Source organism: Natronoarchaeum rubrum (genome assembly GCF_024494695.1).
The window spans coordinates 416,470-433,054 of record NZ_JANHDP010000001.1 but is presented as its reverse complement, the minus strand read 5'-3'; the positions used below and the strand labels follow the sequence as shown (position 1 = coordinate 433,054).

Annotated in this window: 13 protein-coding genes; 7 read left to right on the top strand and 6 right to left on the bottom strand. The window is 67.5% G+C overall.

Going from position 1 to position 16,585, the window contains the following annotated elements; translation table 11 throughout:
- Window positions 1-17: 17 nt before the first annotated feature.
- On the top strand, window positions 18-1,115 hold the full coding sequence (locus NO931_RS02310; RefSeq protein WP_256391007.1) for a Gfo/Idh/MocA family protein: 1,098 nt from the start codon (window positions 18-20) through the stop codon (window positions 1,113-1,115).
- Between the two features lie 39 nt (window positions 1,116-1,154).
- Here the strand turns inward: NO931_RS02310 and NO931_RS02305 are convergent, their stop codons facing one another.
- Window positions 1,155-2,384, bottom strand: coding sequence for an MFS transporter (locus NO931_RS02305; protein ID WP_256391006.1), 1,230 nt, complete (start codon window positions 2,382-2,384; stop codon window positions 1,155-1,157).
- A 379-nt stretch (window positions 2,385-2,763) separates the two neighbouring features.
- On the opposite strand from NO931_RS02305, the gene NO931_RS02300 reads away from it, so the two are divergent.
- Window positions 2,764-4,251 (top strand): proton-conducting transporter transmembrane domain-containing protein, encoded by a 1,488-nt coding sequence (locus tag NO931_RS02300; RefSeq protein WP_256391005.1) that lies wholly within the window; start codon window positions 2,764-2,766, stop codon window positions 4,249-4,251.
- Window positions 4,241-6,670, top strand: a complete 2,430-nt coding sequence (locus NO931_RS02295) for a DUF2309 domain-containing protein (RefSeq protein WP_256391004.1) — start codon at window positions 4,241-4,243, stop codon at window positions 6,668-6,670. The genes NO931_RS02300 and NO931_RS02295 overlap by 11 nt, the downstream gene beginning before the upstream one ends.
- A 152-nt stretch (window positions 6,671-6,822) precedes the next feature.
- Here the strand turns inward: NO931_RS02295 and NO931_RS02290 are convergent, their stop codons facing one another.
- Window positions 6,823-7,545, bottom strand: a complete 723-nt coding sequence (locus NO931_RS02290; protein WP_256391003.1) for a hypothetical protein — start codon at window positions 7,543-7,545, stop codon at window positions 6,823-6,825.
- Between the two features lie 187 nt (window positions 7,546-7,732).
- Here NO931_RS02290 and NO931_RS02285 point away from each other — a divergent pair, with 187 nt between their 5' ends.
- Window positions 7,733-9,514, top strand: coding sequence for an acyl-CoA dehydrogenase family protein (locus tag NO931_RS02285; RefSeq protein WP_256391002.1), 1,782 nt, complete (start codon window positions 7,733-7,735; stop codon window positions 9,512-9,514).
- 13 nt (window positions 9,515-9,527) lie between these two features.
- On the opposite strand, the gene NO931_RS02280 is transcribed toward NO931_RS02285, so the two are convergent.
- Window positions 9,528-10,445: an HhH-GPD family protein gene (locus NO931_RS02280; protein ID WP_256391001.1), complete on the bottom strand. Its 918-nt coding sequence runs from the start codon at window positions 10,443-10,445 to the stop codon at window positions 9,528-9,530.
- Window positions 10,446-10,669: 224 nt separating this feature from the next.
- Between NO931_RS02280 and NO931_RS02275 the strand changes: the two genes are divergently transcribed.
- The 3 genes from NO931_RS02275 (at window position 10,670) to NO931_RS02265 (ending at window position 13,385) form a co-directional block, all read left to right on the top strand.
- Complete coding sequence (locus NO931_RS02275) at window positions 10,670-12,454, top strand: sensor histidine kinase (RefSeq protein WP_256391000.1); 1,785 nt, start codon at window positions 10,670-10,672, stop codon at window positions 12,452-12,454.
- Window positions 12,455-12,504: 50 nt separating this feature from the next.
- A complete protein-coding gene (locus NO931_RS02270) occupies window positions 12,505-12,834 on the top strand; it encodes a ribbon-helix-helix protein (RefSeq protein ID WP_256390999.1) in 330 nt (109 codons plus the stop codon).
- A 119-nt stretch (window positions 12,835-12,953) separates the two neighbouring features.
- Window positions 12,954-13,385, top strand: a complete 432-nt coding sequence (locus tag NO931_RS02265; protein ID WP_256390998.1) for a type 2 periplasmic-binding domain-containing protein — start codon at window positions 12,954-12,956, stop codon at window positions 13,383-13,385.
- A gap of 99 nt (window positions 13,386-13,484) precedes the next feature.
- Here NO931_RS02265 and NO931_RS02260 read toward each other — a convergent pair whose 3' ends face one another.
- The 3 genes from NO931_RS02260 to NO931_RS02250 all read right to left on the bottom strand — a co-directional run bounded on the left by NO931_RS02260 (window position 13,485) and on the right by NO931_RS02250 (window position 16,495).
- Window positions 13,485-13,838, bottom strand: a complete 354-nt coding sequence (locus NO931_RS02260; RefSeq protein WP_256390997.1) for a cupin domain-containing protein — start codon at window positions 13,836-13,838, stop codon at window positions 13,485-13,487.
- Window positions 13,839-13,994: 156 nt separating this feature from the next.
- Entirely contained in the window at window positions 13,995-16,256 is a 2,262-nt protein-coding gene (locus NO931_RS02255) for a CDC48 family AAA ATPase (protein WP_256390996.1), read from the bottom strand.
- Entirely contained in the window at window positions 16,253-16,495 is a 243-nt protein-coding gene (locus tag NO931_RS02250) for a DUF7127 family protein (protein WP_256390995.1), read from the bottom strand. Before NO931_RS02250 ends, NO931_RS02255 begins: the two co-directional genes overlap by 4 nt.
- Window positions 16,496-16,585 lie beyond the last annotated feature (90 nt).

Below are 16,585 nucleotides of genomic sequence, written 5' to 3'. Positions count from 1 at the left end.
GCAGGCGAATATACGGTATGAGCGACCCAGACCGTGACGCCGTGCGCGTTGGCGTCGTCGGCCTCGGAGGGATGGGGCGCATCCACGCCGAGAACGTCCGGGACTTCAACCACGAGATCCGGGCGGGGGTCGACGTCGCCGCCGACACGCGCGAGAGCTTCGAGCGGGACTTCGACGCCCGGACCTACGAGAGCCACGAGGAGATGTACGACCGCGAGGACCTTGACGCGGTCATCGTCACGACGCCGAACAAGTACCACGAACCGGTCGCAGTCGGGGCGCTGGAGAACGGCCTGAACGTGCTCGTCGAGAAGCCCCTGGCCCACACGCTCGACAGCGCCGAGCGCATCGCCGAGACTGCCCAGGCCGCGGAGGGATTCTGCATGGTCGGCTTTCACTACCGCTTCTCGGGCGCGTCGTCGATGTTCAAGGCCTACCAGCGCAAGGGCCAGTTCGGCGAGATCAAGCATATCGAGGCAAACTACGTGCGCCGGCGCGGCATCCCGGCGCCGGGGTCGTGGTTCACGAACCGCGAACTCGCCGGCGGCGGCGCGTTGCTGGATCTGGGCGTCCACGCGGTCGACCTGGCGCTGTACCTGCTCGATTTCCCCGAGGTGACCGAAGTGGTCGGCGAGACGCGCTCGGAGTTCGGCGCCGACGAGCAGTACGCCGACCCCGACAACTGGAGCAGCGAGTGGACCGTCGGCTCGGAGACGTTCGACGTCGACGACTCGGTCAGCGCCTTCCTCAAGTGCGAGAACGGCGCCACCGTCTCGCTGGAGTCGGCGTGGGCGACCAACCGCGAGTCGATCGACGAGTTCACCGTCCGCGGGACGGAGTCGGGCGCGCGCTTCCAGATGGGCGAGGACGACCTGACGATTTTCGACACCGGCCTCGACGGCGGCGACCACTACATCGACAGCGAACAGACCGCCCACCCGGAGGTGACCGGCTGGCGCGCCGAGAGCAAGACGTTCCTCGACGCCGTCCTCGCGGGACAGCCGCCGGTCCAGAACTCCGTCGAGGAGGGCGTGCAGGTCCAGCGCGTGCTCGACGCGATCTACGAGTCGAGCGAGCGGGGCGACGAGCACGCGCTGCGGGTGTCTCGGGAGTGAGCCGCGGCGTCCGTTCGTCGGCGTCCGGCCCACCTCCCGTCAGTCGCTGGTTTGGGCCTCCAGCGACGGGTTGACCTCGCCCGTCTCGGCGCGGACGCCGACCAGCAGGACGACGCCCGCGGCGACCGGGATCAGCGCGCAAGCGACGTACACCGGCGCGAAGCCGACGGACTCGACCAGCGGCAGGGAGACGAGCGGGCCGAGCGCGCCGCCGACGTCGCCGAGCACGTTGTTCGTCCCCATCGCTCGACCCATGCGCTCGTCGGGGGTGAGGTCGGCGATCAGCGCCATCATCGGGCCGGTCGTGCCGCCCTGTCCGGCGCCGATCAGCACGCACGCCGCGACGATCCCGGCGACGCCGTCGGGGCGGGGCAACAGCAGGAAGCCGACGCCCGAAATCAGGAGCGATCCGAGGACGATCGGCACGCGGTAGCCGTACAGGTCGCTGAGCTTGCCGCCCGCGAGCATCGAGATTGAGCCGGCCAGCACGGTCACCGCCATGAGAGCGCCGGAGGTGCCCTGCGCGTCGAACCCGAACAGGCCGATCTCCCGGAACTCTAAAAATAGCACGAGCGTCGAGAACAGCGCGCCCACGTACGCGAAGAAGACGCCGAAGTTGACGAGGCCGACCGTCAGCGCCGGCAGGCTTCGTTCGATCTCCCACGGCTTGACCGAGCCGCTCGCAGCCTCGACCGCGTCGCCGTGGGTCTCGGGGACGATCCGGTAGGCCAGCACGCTCGCGAACAGCGCGAACCCGGCCGCGAGCACGAACGCCACGGCGACGCTGTAGAGTTCGCTGACGACGCCGCCCAGCACCAGCCCGGCGGGGAAGCCGAAGGTGATGCCGGCGCGGACGACGCCCATGCTCGTGCCCCGCGAGGCCGACTCGCTGACGTCGGCGGTGATGGTGTAGGCCGTCGCGAACACGAGCGCGCTCCCGATCCCCCAGCAGACGCGGGCGACCAGAAACCAGAACTCGGGGAACGGCGCCGTGACGGCGACGACGTACCCGAGCGTGGCGACGCCCTCGACGAACAGCCCGACGACGAACGGCGTCCGCGTTCCCGCACGATCGACGAGCGCGCCAGCGGGCGCGTTCGCGAACAGCCGCGTGATCCGGTTGGCGCTCAGGATGACGCCGACGAGGAACGGCGATATTCCGAGCACCGCACCGAGATTCGGCAGGATCGGGAAGACGACGCCGCCGCCGAAGCCGACGAAGAACGTACAGGCGATGACGGCTGCGACGATGCGGCGGCTGTCATTCACTGTGCTCCTGACTAACCGGTCAGCCGGTATAACGCCTGTGAAGACGGCCGTACGACGCCGACGAAAGCGTGAGCGTCCGCGGGCGCCCGTCCCACCGCAATCGAGGCCGATCGGCCCGACCGATCGCGCGAAACGGGACGGTTCGACCTCTCTGGAACGAGCGGTGGCTGTCGTGGTCAAAAGTATTCGTGCCGATAGATCCGCGATCTGCAAGATCATAATGTTCTTTAACGACAGTCTAAGGAACGATTTGTTCGTACCAAAGGCTATAATAACCAGTTCGTTCTATAGTGCTGGTAACCACGACCGGTTCGCGCGAACCCGCCGCGGCGTCGCGCCGAGGACTCGGGTCGCTCGGACCGGTCGGGACGACCGAACAATGGCTGGCCACACACGCTCGAACGACGCGGGATCGCTCTCGGAGACGACGACGCCGTCGCGGTCGGCCCTCCCGCGAGCCTCGACCCTCGCGGTCTGGACGCTGTTCGTCCTCGGCCTCGGGACGCTCGCGCTGTCGATCCGAACCGGGAACGCGTGGGCGATCGAGGGGATCGTCCGGATCGACGGGCTGACCGCGCTGATGTGGGTCGTGGTCACCTTCTTCAGCGGCATCGTCCACAGCTACTCGCGGCGCTACATGGCCGGCGACGCCCGGATCGAGGGCTTTTTCGCTCGCGTGCTGGCGTTCACGCTCGTCGTGATGACGATGGCAGCGGCCGATCACGTCGCGCTGTTCGCCGCGACGTGGCTGGCGATGGGGCTGCTCATGGCCGACCTGATCGGCCACGAGCGCGACTGGAAGCAGGCACGGGTGGCCGCCGGCGTCGCGCGCAGACACTTCCTCGCCAGCAGCGGGCTGCTCGCCGCCGGGATCGCCGTGCTGGGCTGGACGACCGGCGCGACCTCGATCAGCGGCATCCTCGGGAGTCTGGGCGAGGTCCCGACGACCGCCGCGCTGGTCGCCGGCGGGGCGATCTTCCTCGCGGCGATCGTCCAGTCGGCGCTGTTCCCGTTCCAGACGTGGCTACTCTCCTCGATGACGGCGCCGACGCCGGCCTCGGCGCTGATGCACGCCGGCTTCGTCAACGCCGGCGGCGTCCTGCTCACCCGGTTCGCGCCGCTGTTCGCGGACCGCACGGCGGCGATGTCGCTCATCGTCGCCGTCGGCGCCGTCAGCGCCCTGCTCGGGCAGGCGCTGTTGCTCGTCCAGACCGACATCAAGAGCGAGCTCGGCGCCTCGACGCTCGCGCAGATGGGATTCATGATCCTGCAGTGTGGCCTCGGCTTCTTCGCGGCGGCGATCACCCACCTGATCCTCCACGGGTTCTACAAAGCGTACCTGTTCCTGTCCTCGGGCGCGACCGTCGAGCAGACGACGCCCGGCGGCCACCACCACGACGCGACCGACCCGCTCGGCGTCGGCGTCGGGCTGCTGACGGCGCTGGGTGGCGGCGTCCTGTTCGCCGTGCTGACCGGGAAGGGGACCGAGCTGAACAGCGGCCTCGTGCTGACGCTCGTCGTCGTCCTGACGACGCTGCACGCGACTCGCGACGTGCTCCGCCGGTCGACGCTCCCGCCGACGATCAGGCTCGTCGGGACGCCGCTGGTCGTGCTGACGGCCATCGGCACCTACGCCGCGATGTTCAACGCCATCTCGACGCTGCTGTCGGACGTCCCGGCGACGACGGCGCCGACCGAGCTGACGGTCGTCCACTACGGCGTCGCCGCCGCGTTCGCGCTGGCCTACGTCGTGACGACGCTGGGCTGGCATCGCAAGAGCAGGCGCCTGTACGTGGCGCTCGTGAATCTCTCGCAGCCGGATCCGGACACCCTTCTCACCACCAAGGAGGACTACAATGACGCTTGAACAGGACCACGTCGACGACAGCATCGAACGCGCCGCCGAGGCGGTCGGCTCGGTCTGGCCCATCCACTCCTTCGTCACGGCCAACCCGCTCGCCGGGCTGGAGGACCGCTCGTTCGACGAGGCGGTCGCGGAGGCGAACGAACTGTTCGGTGGCCGGGGCTACCCCGAGGCCTCGACGTTCCGTCGCGCCTGGGCGGACGGCCGGATCGATCCGGACGTGCTGCGCTCGGTGCTGGACGACCACGGAGTCGAGGGCGAGCCGGCGGAGCTTCTCGACGAGTTGGAGGCCGCCGAGTCGCGTAGCGAGGGCGACGCCGAGACGAGTAACCACGCCGACCCGGCGACCGAGGCGGTCGATCAGGTCCTGACGAAGTGGCTCGCCAAGTTCCTCGACGAGGGGCTGGCCGAGTGGTCGATGCCCGACCGCGAGGAGGGCTTTTACGCCGCGTGGCGCAAGATGGCGCCGCACGACGACGAGATCCCGAACTGCGGGGCGGCGTCGGACCTCCCCGAGACGCCGACGGCGGCGATCGAAACGGCCCTGTCGGACTACCCGCAGGGGCGCTGGGAGCCGATCTTCGAGCACCACCTCGCCGCGCTGCCGGGCTGGACCGGCTTCCTCAAGCAGCGCGCCGACGCCGACGGCGATCCCTGGCAGGCGGCCCACCCGATCTCGCTGACCGAGTATCTCGCGGTGCGCCTGACGCTCGCGGAACTGCTGGACGCCCCGATCGAGCCGGACGATCCGGAAGCCGGTGCCGGAGCGAGCGACGCGGAGGCCCGTGAGGGGCCGCCGCTGGCCGAACTCTGGCTCACCGCCTGGGAGAAGAGCTACCGCCGGCAGCTCGTCGACGACGTCGATCGCTCGGCCGACGAGTCGGAGGGCGACGCGACGAACGAGCGCCCCGCCTCGCAGCTGGTGTTTTGCATCGACACGCGCTCGGAGATCATCCGCCGCCACATCGAGGCCGCCGGGCCGCACGAGACTCACGGCTACGCCGGCTTCTTCGGCGTCCCGATGCGCTACAGCGAGTACGATTCGGACGTCGAGATCGACGCCTGCCCGCCGATCGTCGACGCCGAACACCGGATCGAGGATCGCCCGGCCGAGGGGCACCACGAGCACGCCGAGACGTACGACATGTGGACCCGGCTGGCGTCCGCGGGCCGGAAGCACCTCAAGGCGCTCAAGACCAACGTCGCCGCGGCGTTCACGTTCGTCGAGGGCGCCGGGAGCGCCTACGGCGCCGCGATGGCGTCGCGCACGCTCGCGCCCTCGGCCGTCCACGACCTGACCGACGCCGTCGACGGGCGGCTCCCCTCCGCGGCCGAGTTCTGCTCGCCGACGGTCGATCGCCCGGCCGACGCCCACGATCACGGCGACGCGCTCCCCCGCGGGCTGACGCTGGAGCAAAAGGTCGAGTACGCCAGATCGGCGTTCGAGCTGATGGGCTGGGAGCAGTTCGCGCGCCTGGTCGTGTTCACGGGCCACGCCAGCGAGACGACGAACAACCAGTTCGCGTCGAGCCTGGACTGTGGCGCCTGCGCCGGCAACCCCGGCGGCCCGAGCGCCCGCGTGCTCGCGGCGATCTGCAACGACTCCGAGGTCAAGGCGGCGCTCCGCGAGTCGGGGATCGACGTGCCCGAGGACACCCTCTTCCTCGCGGCCGAACACAACACGACGACCGACGAGATCGAACTGTACGATGAGAGTGCGCCCGAGAGCCACCGCGAGGATATTCAGCGCCTGCGCGAGGATCTCGCGGACGCCCGCGAGGCCGCCACCGCCGAGCGCACCGAATCGATGCGCGCCGACGACGACGACGGCGTCCGCGAGACCGAGCGCCGCGCCGCCGACTGGGCGGAGACGCGCCCCGAGTGGGGCCTCTCTGGCAACGCCTCGTTCGTGATCGGCCCGCGCGACCTGACCGAGGGCGTCGATCTCGACGGCCGCGCGTTCCTGCACTCCTACGACTGGTCGACCGATCCCGACGGCGACGCGCTGGAAGCCATCATGACCGGGCCGCTGGTCGTCACCCAGTGGATCAACAACCAGTATTACTTCGCCACGGTGGACAACGGCGTCTACGGCAGCGGCTCGAAGGTCACTCAGAACCAGGTCGGCAACGTCGGCGTCTACCAGGGCAACGGCGGCGACCTGATGACCGGGCTTCCGCTCCAGTCGCTCAACGTCGACGACGAGCAGCCCTACCACCAGCCGCTGCGCCTGCAGACCGTGATCCACGCCCCGACCGAGCGCGTCACCGAGATCATCGCCGAGCACGAGGACGTGGCGCGCCTGCTCGACAACGGCTGGCTCGACCTGTCGGTGATGGATCCCACGAAGGACGACGACGTGTTCCACTACGAGGGCGACCTGGAGTGGGAGCCGAGACTGCCGATCCCCGTTGCTCACTGAGAACCGCGGTCACGCCCCGCGACGCAGCAGGTTTCGTTCTCGGAGTCCCGCCGAGCTACGTCCGAGTCCGAGGCGTGATCGGTCGCCACCCGGATCTCGGCGGCGTTCCACACACCCCGATCACTCGTCGGCATCGGCGCCCGCTCTTTTGATCACTCGTCGGCGCCGGCGCCCGAACGACGGGCGAAGGCGTACGCCAGCCCGCCGACGCTTGCGAGAGCGGTTCCGACGCCGAAGCCCGGCATCCCCGAGTCGGCGGACGCTTCACCGTCAGTCTCGGCATCCTCGTCGGCGGCGTCGCGCTCGTTCAGATCGCTCACCTCGTCGACGGCGTCTGGCTCACTGACCTCGACGACATCATCAGCGGTCGCGTCGCTTCCCGAGGTTTCGCCTGTTGCGGTTTCGTTCGAGACCGATCCGTCGGCGGCGTCCGAATCCGCTTGCTCGCCCAGCAGGGTCACTTCCGCCGTATCCCCGACGAGCGGGGAGCCGTCGTCGAGTCGAGAGAGCGAAATCGATAGCGTCTGGTCCCGCTCGATTCGCTCCTCGAGCCGGATGGTGACGTTCCGGCGTCTGGTGCCGGCGTTGAACGTTCCCTCTGCAAGTGTTCGATCGGAATCCTGCGACCGGATAACGTAGGCGACGTCGATCCCGGTCCGCACCGCCGCGAGCTGTATCGCGACGCCGTCGCTCGTCTGATCGGCGAACAGCACCGCCGCGTCCCCCTCCTGGGCTGCGCCGGTGCCTGCGATGCCGAGCGCTGTCAGGCCCGTTCCGATCGCCCGGAGCAGGCAACGACGACTGCAGCGGTCGCTCTCGTCAGCGGGCATCGTCGATCGCCCCTCGATCGCGAGGTCGGTGCATCGATCGATCACTTGGCAGTCCACGGAAATAAACGTGGGCGTGAAGCTCGATGTGGCGTTCTCGGTCGTGACCGTTGCAGACGGGGCAGCGCACGCGTCGTATCCCTCTGCCGCGACGGGGCCTCGCGTCGGGGGCGCCGCACGCGGTGGGCCCAGAACGCCGATGGTTTATCATATTTCACACCAACTATCATCTACAATGACGTCGGGTTCGATCGACTACGGGCGGCTGGACGAGGGGCGGAACTGCAACTACTGGGAGGTCGATCCGACGCTCCAGTTCGAGGCGCGGCGGATCTACCCGGACGCCGAGTTCGAGTGGGCCGAGGACGTGCTCTCCGAGTTCGGGGCGGTGCTCGGGGAGCGGATGGCCGACACGGCCGACCGCATCGACGAAGCGGGCCACGAACTCCGTTCGTTCGACAAGTACGGGAACCGCCGCAACGAGGTCGAGTACCACCCGCTGCTCCGCGAGCAAGAGGAGATCGTCTACGAGCGGTTCGGCGTCACCCACGACGCCTTCCACGCGCCGCCGGGTCGCGACGAGCCGGTCGGGTTGAGTCACACGCTGTTGATGCAGGCGCTGCTGTCGTACGTCGACAGCGGCTTTTGCTGTCCCGTCTCCATGACGACCGGCGCCGCGATCGTCCTCGACAAATTCGACGACGGCGACTTGGAGGAGTACTTCGAGGCGCTGACCGCCCGCGGCCTCGACGAGCACATCGAGGGCGCGATGTTTCTGACCGAGGAACAGGGCGGGTCGGACGTGGGGGCCAACGAGACGCGAGCCGAGCGCACCGACGACGACGGCGTGTACGAACTGTACGGCGAGAAGTGGTTCTGCTCGAACATCGACGCCGAAGGCGCGCTCGCCCTCGCGCGGACGCCGGACGCGCCCGAGGGCACCGAGGGGCTGTCGCTGTTCCTCGTCCCGCGGACGAAGCCGAACGGCGCGGTCAACGACTCGCACTTCCGTCGGCTGAAGGACAAACTCGGCACCACGTCCGTCCCGACGGGCGAGATCGAGTTCGAGGGCGCGGAGGCGTACCTCGTCGGCGAGGAGCGGAAGGGGTTCAAGTACATGGCGGAGATGATGAACTTCGAGCGGCTGACGAACGCCACGGGCGCGGTCGGCGTGATGGGACGCGCGCTACTGGAGGCGAAGGTCCGCGCCGCCAACCGCGAGGCGTTCGGCAGTCCGATCGAGGAGTACCCGCTGATGCGACGCGATCTCGTGGACCTCTCGGTCGATTACGAGGCCGCAGTGGCCTTTTCGTTCGAGGCGGCGCGGCTGTACGACGAGCGCGAACACGTCGGCGACGACGCTGCAGCCTACCAGTTGATGCGTCTGTTCGTCCCCGTGGCGAAGTACAAGACGGCCCGGATGGCAGTCGACACGACCTCCTACGCGATGGAGATTCTGGGGGGCAACGGGTACGTTCGCGAACACACGACCGAACGCCTACTTCGGGACGCGCAGGTGCTCCCGATCTGGGAGGGGCCGTCGAACGTTCTCGCGCTCGACGTGCTTCGGGCGCTGAACCGGGAGAACGCCCACGAGGCGCTGCTCCCCTACGTTCGGAAGAAACTCGACGCCGTCGAGCACCCGGCGCTCGAATCGGTGGCCGCCGAAGTGGAGTCGGCGTTCCGCGACCTGCAGGACGCGCTGGGGACGCTCGCCGTCGAGGACGACGAGTACGCGCAGTACCACGCCAAGCGGCTGTCGGACCTGCTCTTCGACGTGGTGACGGCCGCGCTGTTCCTCGACGAAGCCCAGTGGCAGATCGACGAGGAAGCGGACGGACGCAAAGCGCTCGTCGCACGCCGGTTCGTGGAAACGCGGTTCGGCGACGACGACGCCTACGGCGTCACGTCCGGCAGTCGATTCGCCACGGAGGACGACGTTTTCGCGTCGATCGTCAAGTACGATTCCGTCGAGCCCGCGTCGCTGCTCGACGCCGAAGCCCGAGCGAGCGAGTGAGTCGGGCGACGCGCTACTGCCGAAGTCGGGCGACGACGCCGTTCTCGCGCTCCTCGGTCTCGACGAGTTCGTCGCCTTCGAGATCGTCGAGCAGGCCGCGCAGCCACTCCCGGCCGTACTCGCCTCCGGGTGCGTAGTCCACTCGGATCCGCGGCCCGATCTCGTCGAGTTCGAGTTCGTCGTGTTCGCCCAGCAGCTTCACGACGCGCCCGCGGAACTGCCGGCGACTTCCCTCGAAGCTGGGCTGCGTGGGAACGTCGGGCGCGGTGAAATCGCCCGTCTCGTAGGCGTGACACCACGTCCGCCACGGGCAGCCCGCCTCGTCGCAGGCCGGCGTCTTCTCGCAGGCCACCCCGCCGAGTTCCATGATCGCGTTGTTCCAGACGCGGGACTCGCCCTCGGGCATGAGTTCGGCGGCGGCGTCCTCGAAGGCGGCGTCGTCGTCCGGCACGTCGAACGCCCGATAGAGGACGCGCTTGACGTTCGTGTCGACGACGGCGTCGCCGTTGTTGAACGCGAAGCTCGCGACCGCGTTGGCGGTGTACGGTCCGACGCCTTGCAGCTCTTGCAGCCCGTCGGGCGTCGTCGGGAACTCGCCCCCGTGATCGTCGACGACCTGTCCGGCGGCTTCGTGGAGGTACCGCGCACGGTTGTTGTACCCGAGGCTGTGGTCGGTCCAGAACGCGACGACCGCCGAGCGGTCGGCGGCCGCCAGATCCGCGACCGCGGGCCACCGATCGAGGAACTCGGCCCAGGCCGTCTCGACCCGCGAGAGCTGGGTCTGCTGGCTCATCACTTCCGAGACGAGAATCTCGTAGGGGTCGGTCGTTTCCCGCCACGGGAACGACCGGTGGTCCGCCTCGTACCACTCGATCAGGGCCCGCTGAACGGCGTCCGGCTCCTCGGGGACTGCGCCCGGCGCTTCGCTCATCAGCGTACCGGAGGCGCCTACTGCAGTTGGGTCTGGCGGTTCGTCTCGTCGGACGGTCGAAGCGTGCCCGAATCGCCAAGTTCGATGCGGTCGCGGTCGGGACGTATCTTTTTGGTATCGGAGCGGCAACGTGCGATCCAGTACTACGCAACAATCGGGAGCTATCGAGGAGTCCACCCGGTGACTGATCGCGACGCCGACCGCGGTCGAGATGCGAGACGAACATGGCACTCGAATACACGCACTACGTCGTTCCGTACGTGCTGGCCCTGTTGATCAGCGTCGCGCTCGTCGCCAGACTGTGGCGCTACCGGGACCGGCGGGGTGCCACCGGGTTCATCTTCGACGTGACGGGGCTGATACTGCTCTCGGCCGTCTACATCGTCCAGCTCGTCTCGACGGATCTCTCGGCCAAGCTGTTCTGGTGGAACTGGCGGTTCGTCCCGATGACGTTCATGGCCGCGGGCTACATGATCACCGCGATCGAGTACACCGACCACGAGGAGTGGCTCACCTACCGGACCGGCGCCGCCATCGCCGCCATCCCGGTGCTTTCGCAGTTGCTCGTCTGGACGAACGACGCCCACGGCCTGTTTTACGGCTACGAGTACGACGCCGCCGCGAACCTGCTGATTCCCTCCTTCGGGCCGCTCTACTGGCTGTTCGCCTCGGTCGCGGTCGGCTATCTCCTCGTCGGCATCTACCTTCTCCTCGAGCTGTCGCTGACCCAGCGAGCGTTCGTCAAGCAATCGACCATCCTGGTGGGCAGCATCCTCCTCGTGCTGGTCGGCGAGTTCGTCTGGTGGCTCGGCCTCGTTCCGATCGATCCGCTCCCGCTGACGAGCACGGTCAAGGTCGTCGGCTTCCTCTTCGGCGTCGCCCGGTTCGAACTGCTCGACATCGTTCCCGTTGCCAGAAACAAGGTCATCGAGAACATGCGCGACGGCGTGTTCGTCGTCGACCGGACGAACCGGGTCGTCGACGTCAACGACGCCGGGCGCCGGCTCGCGAACGATCCCGATCCCGTCCGAAAGCCCGTCGACGACGTGTTCGACGCCGACCTCCTCGCGCAGGGAGACGACGACTCGCGCACCGAAATCGAGCTCTCGGTCGGCGGCGATCCTCGGCACTTCGATTTTCAGGTCACGCCCCTGTACGACCGGGCGGGAGCACAGAACGGGCGCCTGCTGGTCTTCCGTGACATCACGGAGCTGAAGCGCCGCGAGGAAGAGCTATCCATCCTGAATCGTATCGTCCGCCACGACATCCGAAACGACATGACGATCATCGGGGGCCGGGCCGACCTGCTCGCGGAGCACGTCGACGATGCGGGACGGGTACATCTCGACGCGATGGACGAGAGCAGTCGACACGTCGTCGAACTGACCGAGAACGTCGGCGATCTCATGGCTGCGATCACCGGCGACGAGTCGATCGAGCTCGAACCGATCGACGCGGTCGGGGTCCTCCGGACGCAACTGGAGCAGGCGCGCCAGCGCTTCGACGACGCCGAGTTCGTGGTCGAGGAGGAACTTCCCGAGGGCTGCTACGTCGCGGCCAACCAGATGTTCTCGTCGGTGTTCACGAACCTGTTCAACAACGCCGTCCAGCACCACGACGACCCGCCCTGTCGCGTTCGCGTCTCGGTCGAGTGCGACGATACGACGGTGCGCATCGAGGTCGCCGACGACGGGCCGGGGATCCTCGAATCGCGGCGCAAGGAGGTGTTCGGCCGCGGCGAGAAGGGGTTGGACAGTACCGGGACCGGCGTCGGGCTGTATCTCGTCGATACGCTCGTCGAGCAGTACGGCGGCGAGATTTCGGTGGGGGAAAGCGAGTCGGGCGGGGCGCGGTTCGTCATCGAACTCCCGCTGGTCGAAGATCCGTTCGGGCGCCCATCTGCGCGGTCGACCGGAGCGGCGGCGCGCGATGCGTCAGCGGCTTCCGACGCCGATGCCGCGACGGCACCGGATGCCGACGTGCCGCCCACGCCTGACCACGACGAGTGAGATATCGCGCAGCCGAAAGCCGTTTCATCCCGCTCGTCCCAACTGGAGGTATGACACTCGACGACCTGACCGAGGACATCGAGGAGAGGTACGAAGCGCTGGACGGCGACCTCGACGCCGATCTCGACGAGGGGACCCGCCGAGAGCTGACGATGCTGTTGACCGCGCTCGACGAGGACGACGCCGAGGACATGATCGAGGAGGCGGTCAGCCTGCTGTTTCAGAGCACCGTCGAGTCCGGCAAGCTCGATTTCCACCTCCGCAGCGCCTACGACGTGACCTACGACGAGTACCTCTCGGGAATGACCTACGAGGAGATGACCGGCGCCGCGCAGTTCCCGCAGGCCCAGCAGAAAGACGAGCGGCGGTATCAGTTCTGACGGTCGGATGAGTTTCCGGGCCAGTGCTGAATCAGGCGATTCGGTAGCTACGCGGGTGAGTTGAACACTGCCTCGATGTACCGGGAACGTTTTTATCGCTTCGCTCGCCACAAATTCATGTGAATCGTCGATCGACTCTCTCGATGATCGGCTCCGGGATGACGCTGGGGGCCGCTGGCTGTCTGTCTTTGGAAGCCGCCGGACCTGTGAATTTTGAGCTCCTGAACTTCACCGAAGACCGACACCAAATCGAAATCACGATATCCGAACGGGAGGGCGATATCGTGCTGGACGATACCTACGAAATCTCCGAGCGGAGCCGGGGACCTGCCGTTATTCGGGAAGCGGGAATTACCGAGGCGAGGAACGGAGACTGGTTTACAATCTCTATCGCGCGTCAGGGAACCGACCCCGAAGAAGGAGGGTACCGAGTGACGTGCAATAAAACCGAGTCGACGGAAAATCTGTTCCTGGCCGAGATTCGGGAGTACGAGGACAGAGACTACGTTTATTTTGAATTTGACCAGTCTACCTGTAGCGGCGGTCTCTGACATAGTGTCCGAACAGGTCCCATCTCACCGTTCACTCGACGCGGCTCCCGTAACGACCGCTACTCTCACGACTGATCGGATGAAATACGCCCTCGGCCACTAGTCGACCACCACCGCGTCGTCGGCCTCGTTCGGCGCACCCACCACGAACAGGCGCGCGGGCTCCAGCGCCGTCACCTGCCGCTCGGTCGATGGCTCGACGACCAGCACGTCGCCTTCCGCTAGCTCGAACCCTTCCTCGCCGACCGAGACGTGAAAGCGACCGTCCAGCACGAGATACAGCTCCTCCTGGTGCTCGTGGTAGTGGCGATTGTTCTCCTCGCCCTCCTCGAACTCCCAGACGCTCGGACGCATCTCCTCGGGCCGCGTCTCGTAGCCGATCGCCCTGATCGTCGGTTCGATCCCCTCGACCTCTCGCTCCTCGATCTCGTCGACGGTGACTTTCGAGTACACGATCCGAATGTCGGCGTCGAACGCAAAAAATCCCGGTCGCGCGGCGGCAGGGCTGGCGAATCTGCGGTGTGGAGAGAACTGCCGTTCGGCGTCGAGACGCCGCGGCGAAAATGAAAGTGACGCGTCAGCGGGGCGGTGCCGAGCGAGTGCGGGCGCTTACTGGAACGTCCGGGTGACGTCGCTTTCACCCGTGTCGGGCTCGGTTCGGTCGAGTTCGCTTTCCAGTTCCTCGTAGCGCTCGCGCACCTCGTCGGTGACGCTCGGACCGACCTCGTCGAGCGCCTGCTCGAAGTGCTCGCGGCTGATGCGGACGTTTCCGACGCTCTCGTCGATCTCCTCGGGGCTCACCGAGTTGATGAACTCCCGGGAGGCCGCCATCGAGGCCTCGCGCGTGATCGCCTCGATGTCGGCGCCGACGTAGCCCTCGGTCCGGCTCGCGAGCCACCCGAGGTCGACGTCGTCGGCCAGGGGCTTGTTGCGGGTGTGGACCTCGAAGATCGCCTCGCGGGCGTCCTCGTCGGGCACCGGCACGTGGACGTGGCGGTCCAGGCGACCGGGGCGCAACAGCGCCGAGTCGATCAGGTCCGGCCGGTTGGTCGTCGCGATCACGACGACGTCCTCCAGCTGTTCGAGCCCGTCGAGCTCGGTCAGCAGCTGCGAGACGACCCGTTCGCCGACGTTCGAGTCGCCGCCGCCGCTGCCGCGCTCGGTGGCGATCGAGTCGATCTCGTCGAAGAACACCACGGTCGGGGCGTTCTCCCGGGCCTTGCTGAACACCTCGCGGATGCCCTTCTCGGACTCGCCGACCCACTTGCTGAGCAGCTCGGGGCCCTTGATCGAGATGAAGTTGGACTCGGCCTCGTTGGCGACGGCTTTCGCCATCAGCGTCTTGCCGGTCCCCGGCGGGCCGTACAGCAGGACGCCCTTCGCGGCCTCCATGTCCATCGTCTCGAACACCTCGGGGTACTCGAGGGGCCACTGGATCGTCTCGCGCAGGCGCTCTTTGGTGTCCTCGAGGCCGCCGACGCTGTTCCAGGTGACGTCGGGCACCTCGACGAACACCTCGCGCAGCGCGGAGGGCTCGATGCCCTTCATCGCCTCGCGGAAGTCGTCGTTGGTGACCTGCAGCGATTCGAGCAGCTCGGCGTCGATCTCGTCGGCTTCGAGGTCGATCTCCGGGCGCACCCGGCGCAGGGCGTTCATCGCGCCCTCCTTGGTCAGCGACGCCAGATCGGCGCCGACGAACCCGTGGGTGTTCTCGGCGTACTCCTCGAGATCGATGCCGTCGGCCAGCGGCATCCCGCGGGTGTGGACCTGCAGGATCTCCTGGCGACCCTCCTTGTCGGGCACCGAGATCTCGATCTCGCGGTCGAAGCGGCCGCCGCGGCGCAGCGCCGGGTCGATGGCGTCGACGCGGTTCGTCGCGGCGATCACGGTGACCTCGCCGCGCTCCTCGAGCCCGTCCATCAGGCTCAGGAGCTGGGCGACCACGCGGCGTTCGACGTCGCCGCCGGCCTCCTCGCGCTTGGGCGCGATCGAGTCGATCTCGTCGATGAAGATGATCGCGGGCGACTGTTCTTCTGCCTCCTCGAACACCTCGCGGAGCTGCTCCTCGCTCTCGCCGTAGTACTTCGACATGATCTCCGGGCCGGAGATCGTCTCGAAGTGGGCGTCGACCTCGTTGGCGACGGCTTTCGCCATCAGCGTCTTGCCGGTCCCCGGCGGGCCGTGCAGCAGGACGCCCTTCGGCGGCTCGATACCGAGCTGCTGGAACAGCTCGGGGTGGCGCATCGGCAGCTCGATCATCTCGCGAACCTGTTCGAGCTCGCTGTCGAGGCCGCCGATGTCCTCGTAGGTGACGCTGGGGGTACCCTCGCTGGTGGGGCCCTCGGCGCTGATCTGCTCGGCGGGCGTCTCGCTGATCTGGATGTCCGTCGAGTCGGTGATGACGACCGTCCCACCGGGCTCGCTGCTGGCGATCTTCAGCGGGACCGACCGGCCGTTACCGGACATCGGGCCAAAGGAGAGCGGGAACGGGACCGTCTGGCCCTCGGTGACCGCCTGGCCGCTGAGCTTGTCGCGCACCAGCGGGCCGATGTTGCCCCGGATCCGAAGGTTCTGGGGGAGCGCGACCGTCACGCTGGTCGCGGGCTGGACGTCGGCCTTCTCGACCTCGACGCGGTCGTCGATGCCGACGCTTGCCTCCTGGCGGAGTCGGCCGTCGATGCGGATGACGCCCTGCCCCTCGTCCTCGGGGTAGCCCGGCCAGACGCGCGCGACCGCGCGGCTGTCGTTGTCGCCCTCGATGACGATGTAGTCGCCGTTCTCGAGGTCGAGCTCGCGCATCGACCCCCGGTCGATCGCGGCGAGTCCGCGACCGGCGTCTTTCTGTTTGAGTGGTTTTACGGTAAGTCTCATGCCTCGGCCTCCAGTTCGATGGTGAGCACGCCGTTTTTGATAAACGCTTGCGCGCCCGTCTCGGGGATGTCGAGTTCGAACTCTTCACCGTCCTCGGTGACGACGATCACCGCGTCGTCGAGGACGTCAACGGTGCCGTCGACGCCGACGCCGAGGTCGGCGACGATTTCCGTTTCGTCGTCGTATTCGAAGCGTCGAGCGTACTGCCCGTCGCGCTCCGAGAACTGTTCTACGTTCATTCCTAACCATAAGTTAGTCAGCATACTATATATACCTTTCGCAGAAAATCGGGATATAACGGGGGTTCTGCGGCTATCGGATGAAATGCG

Excerpts from the sequence above, each read along its gene's own strand:
- NO931_RS02310 (WP_256391007.1), top strand. The coding sequence starts at position 18 with ATGAGCGACCCAGACCGTGACGCCGTGCGCGTTGGCGTCGTCGGCCTC.
- NO931_RS02300 (WP_256391005.1), top strand. The coding sequence starts at position 2,764 with ATGGCTGGCCACACACGCTCGAACGACGCGGGATCGCTCTCGGAGACG.
- NO931_RS02295 (WP_256391004.1), top strand. The coding sequence starts at position 4,241 with ATGACGCTTGAACAGGACCACGTCGACGACAGCATCGAACGCGCCGCC.
- NO931_RS02285 (WP_256391002.1), top strand. The coding sequence starts at position 7,733 with ATGACGTCGGGTTCGATCGACTACGGGCGGCTGGACGAGGGGCGGAAC.
- NO931_RS02280 (WP_256391001.1), bottom strand. The coding sequence starts at position 10,445 with ATGAGCGAAGCGCCGGGCGCAGTCCCCGAGGAGCCGGACGCCGTTCAG.
- NO931_RS02275 (WP_256391000.1), top strand. The coding sequence starts at position 10,670 with ATGGCACTCGAATACACGCACTACGTCGTTCCGTACGTGCTGGCCCTG.
- NO931_RS02270 (WP_256390999.1), top strand. The coding sequence starts at position 12,505 with ATGACACTCGACGACCTGACCGAGGACATCGAGGAGAGGTACGAAGCG.
- NO931_RS02255 (WP_256390996.1), bottom strand. The coding sequence starts at position 16,256 with ATGAGACTTACCGTAAAACCACTCAAACAGAAAGACGCCGGTCGCGGA.
- NO931_RS02250 (WP_256390995.1), bottom strand. The coding sequence starts at position 16,495 with ATGAACGTAGAACAGTTCTCGGAGCGCGACGGGCAGTACGCTCGACGC.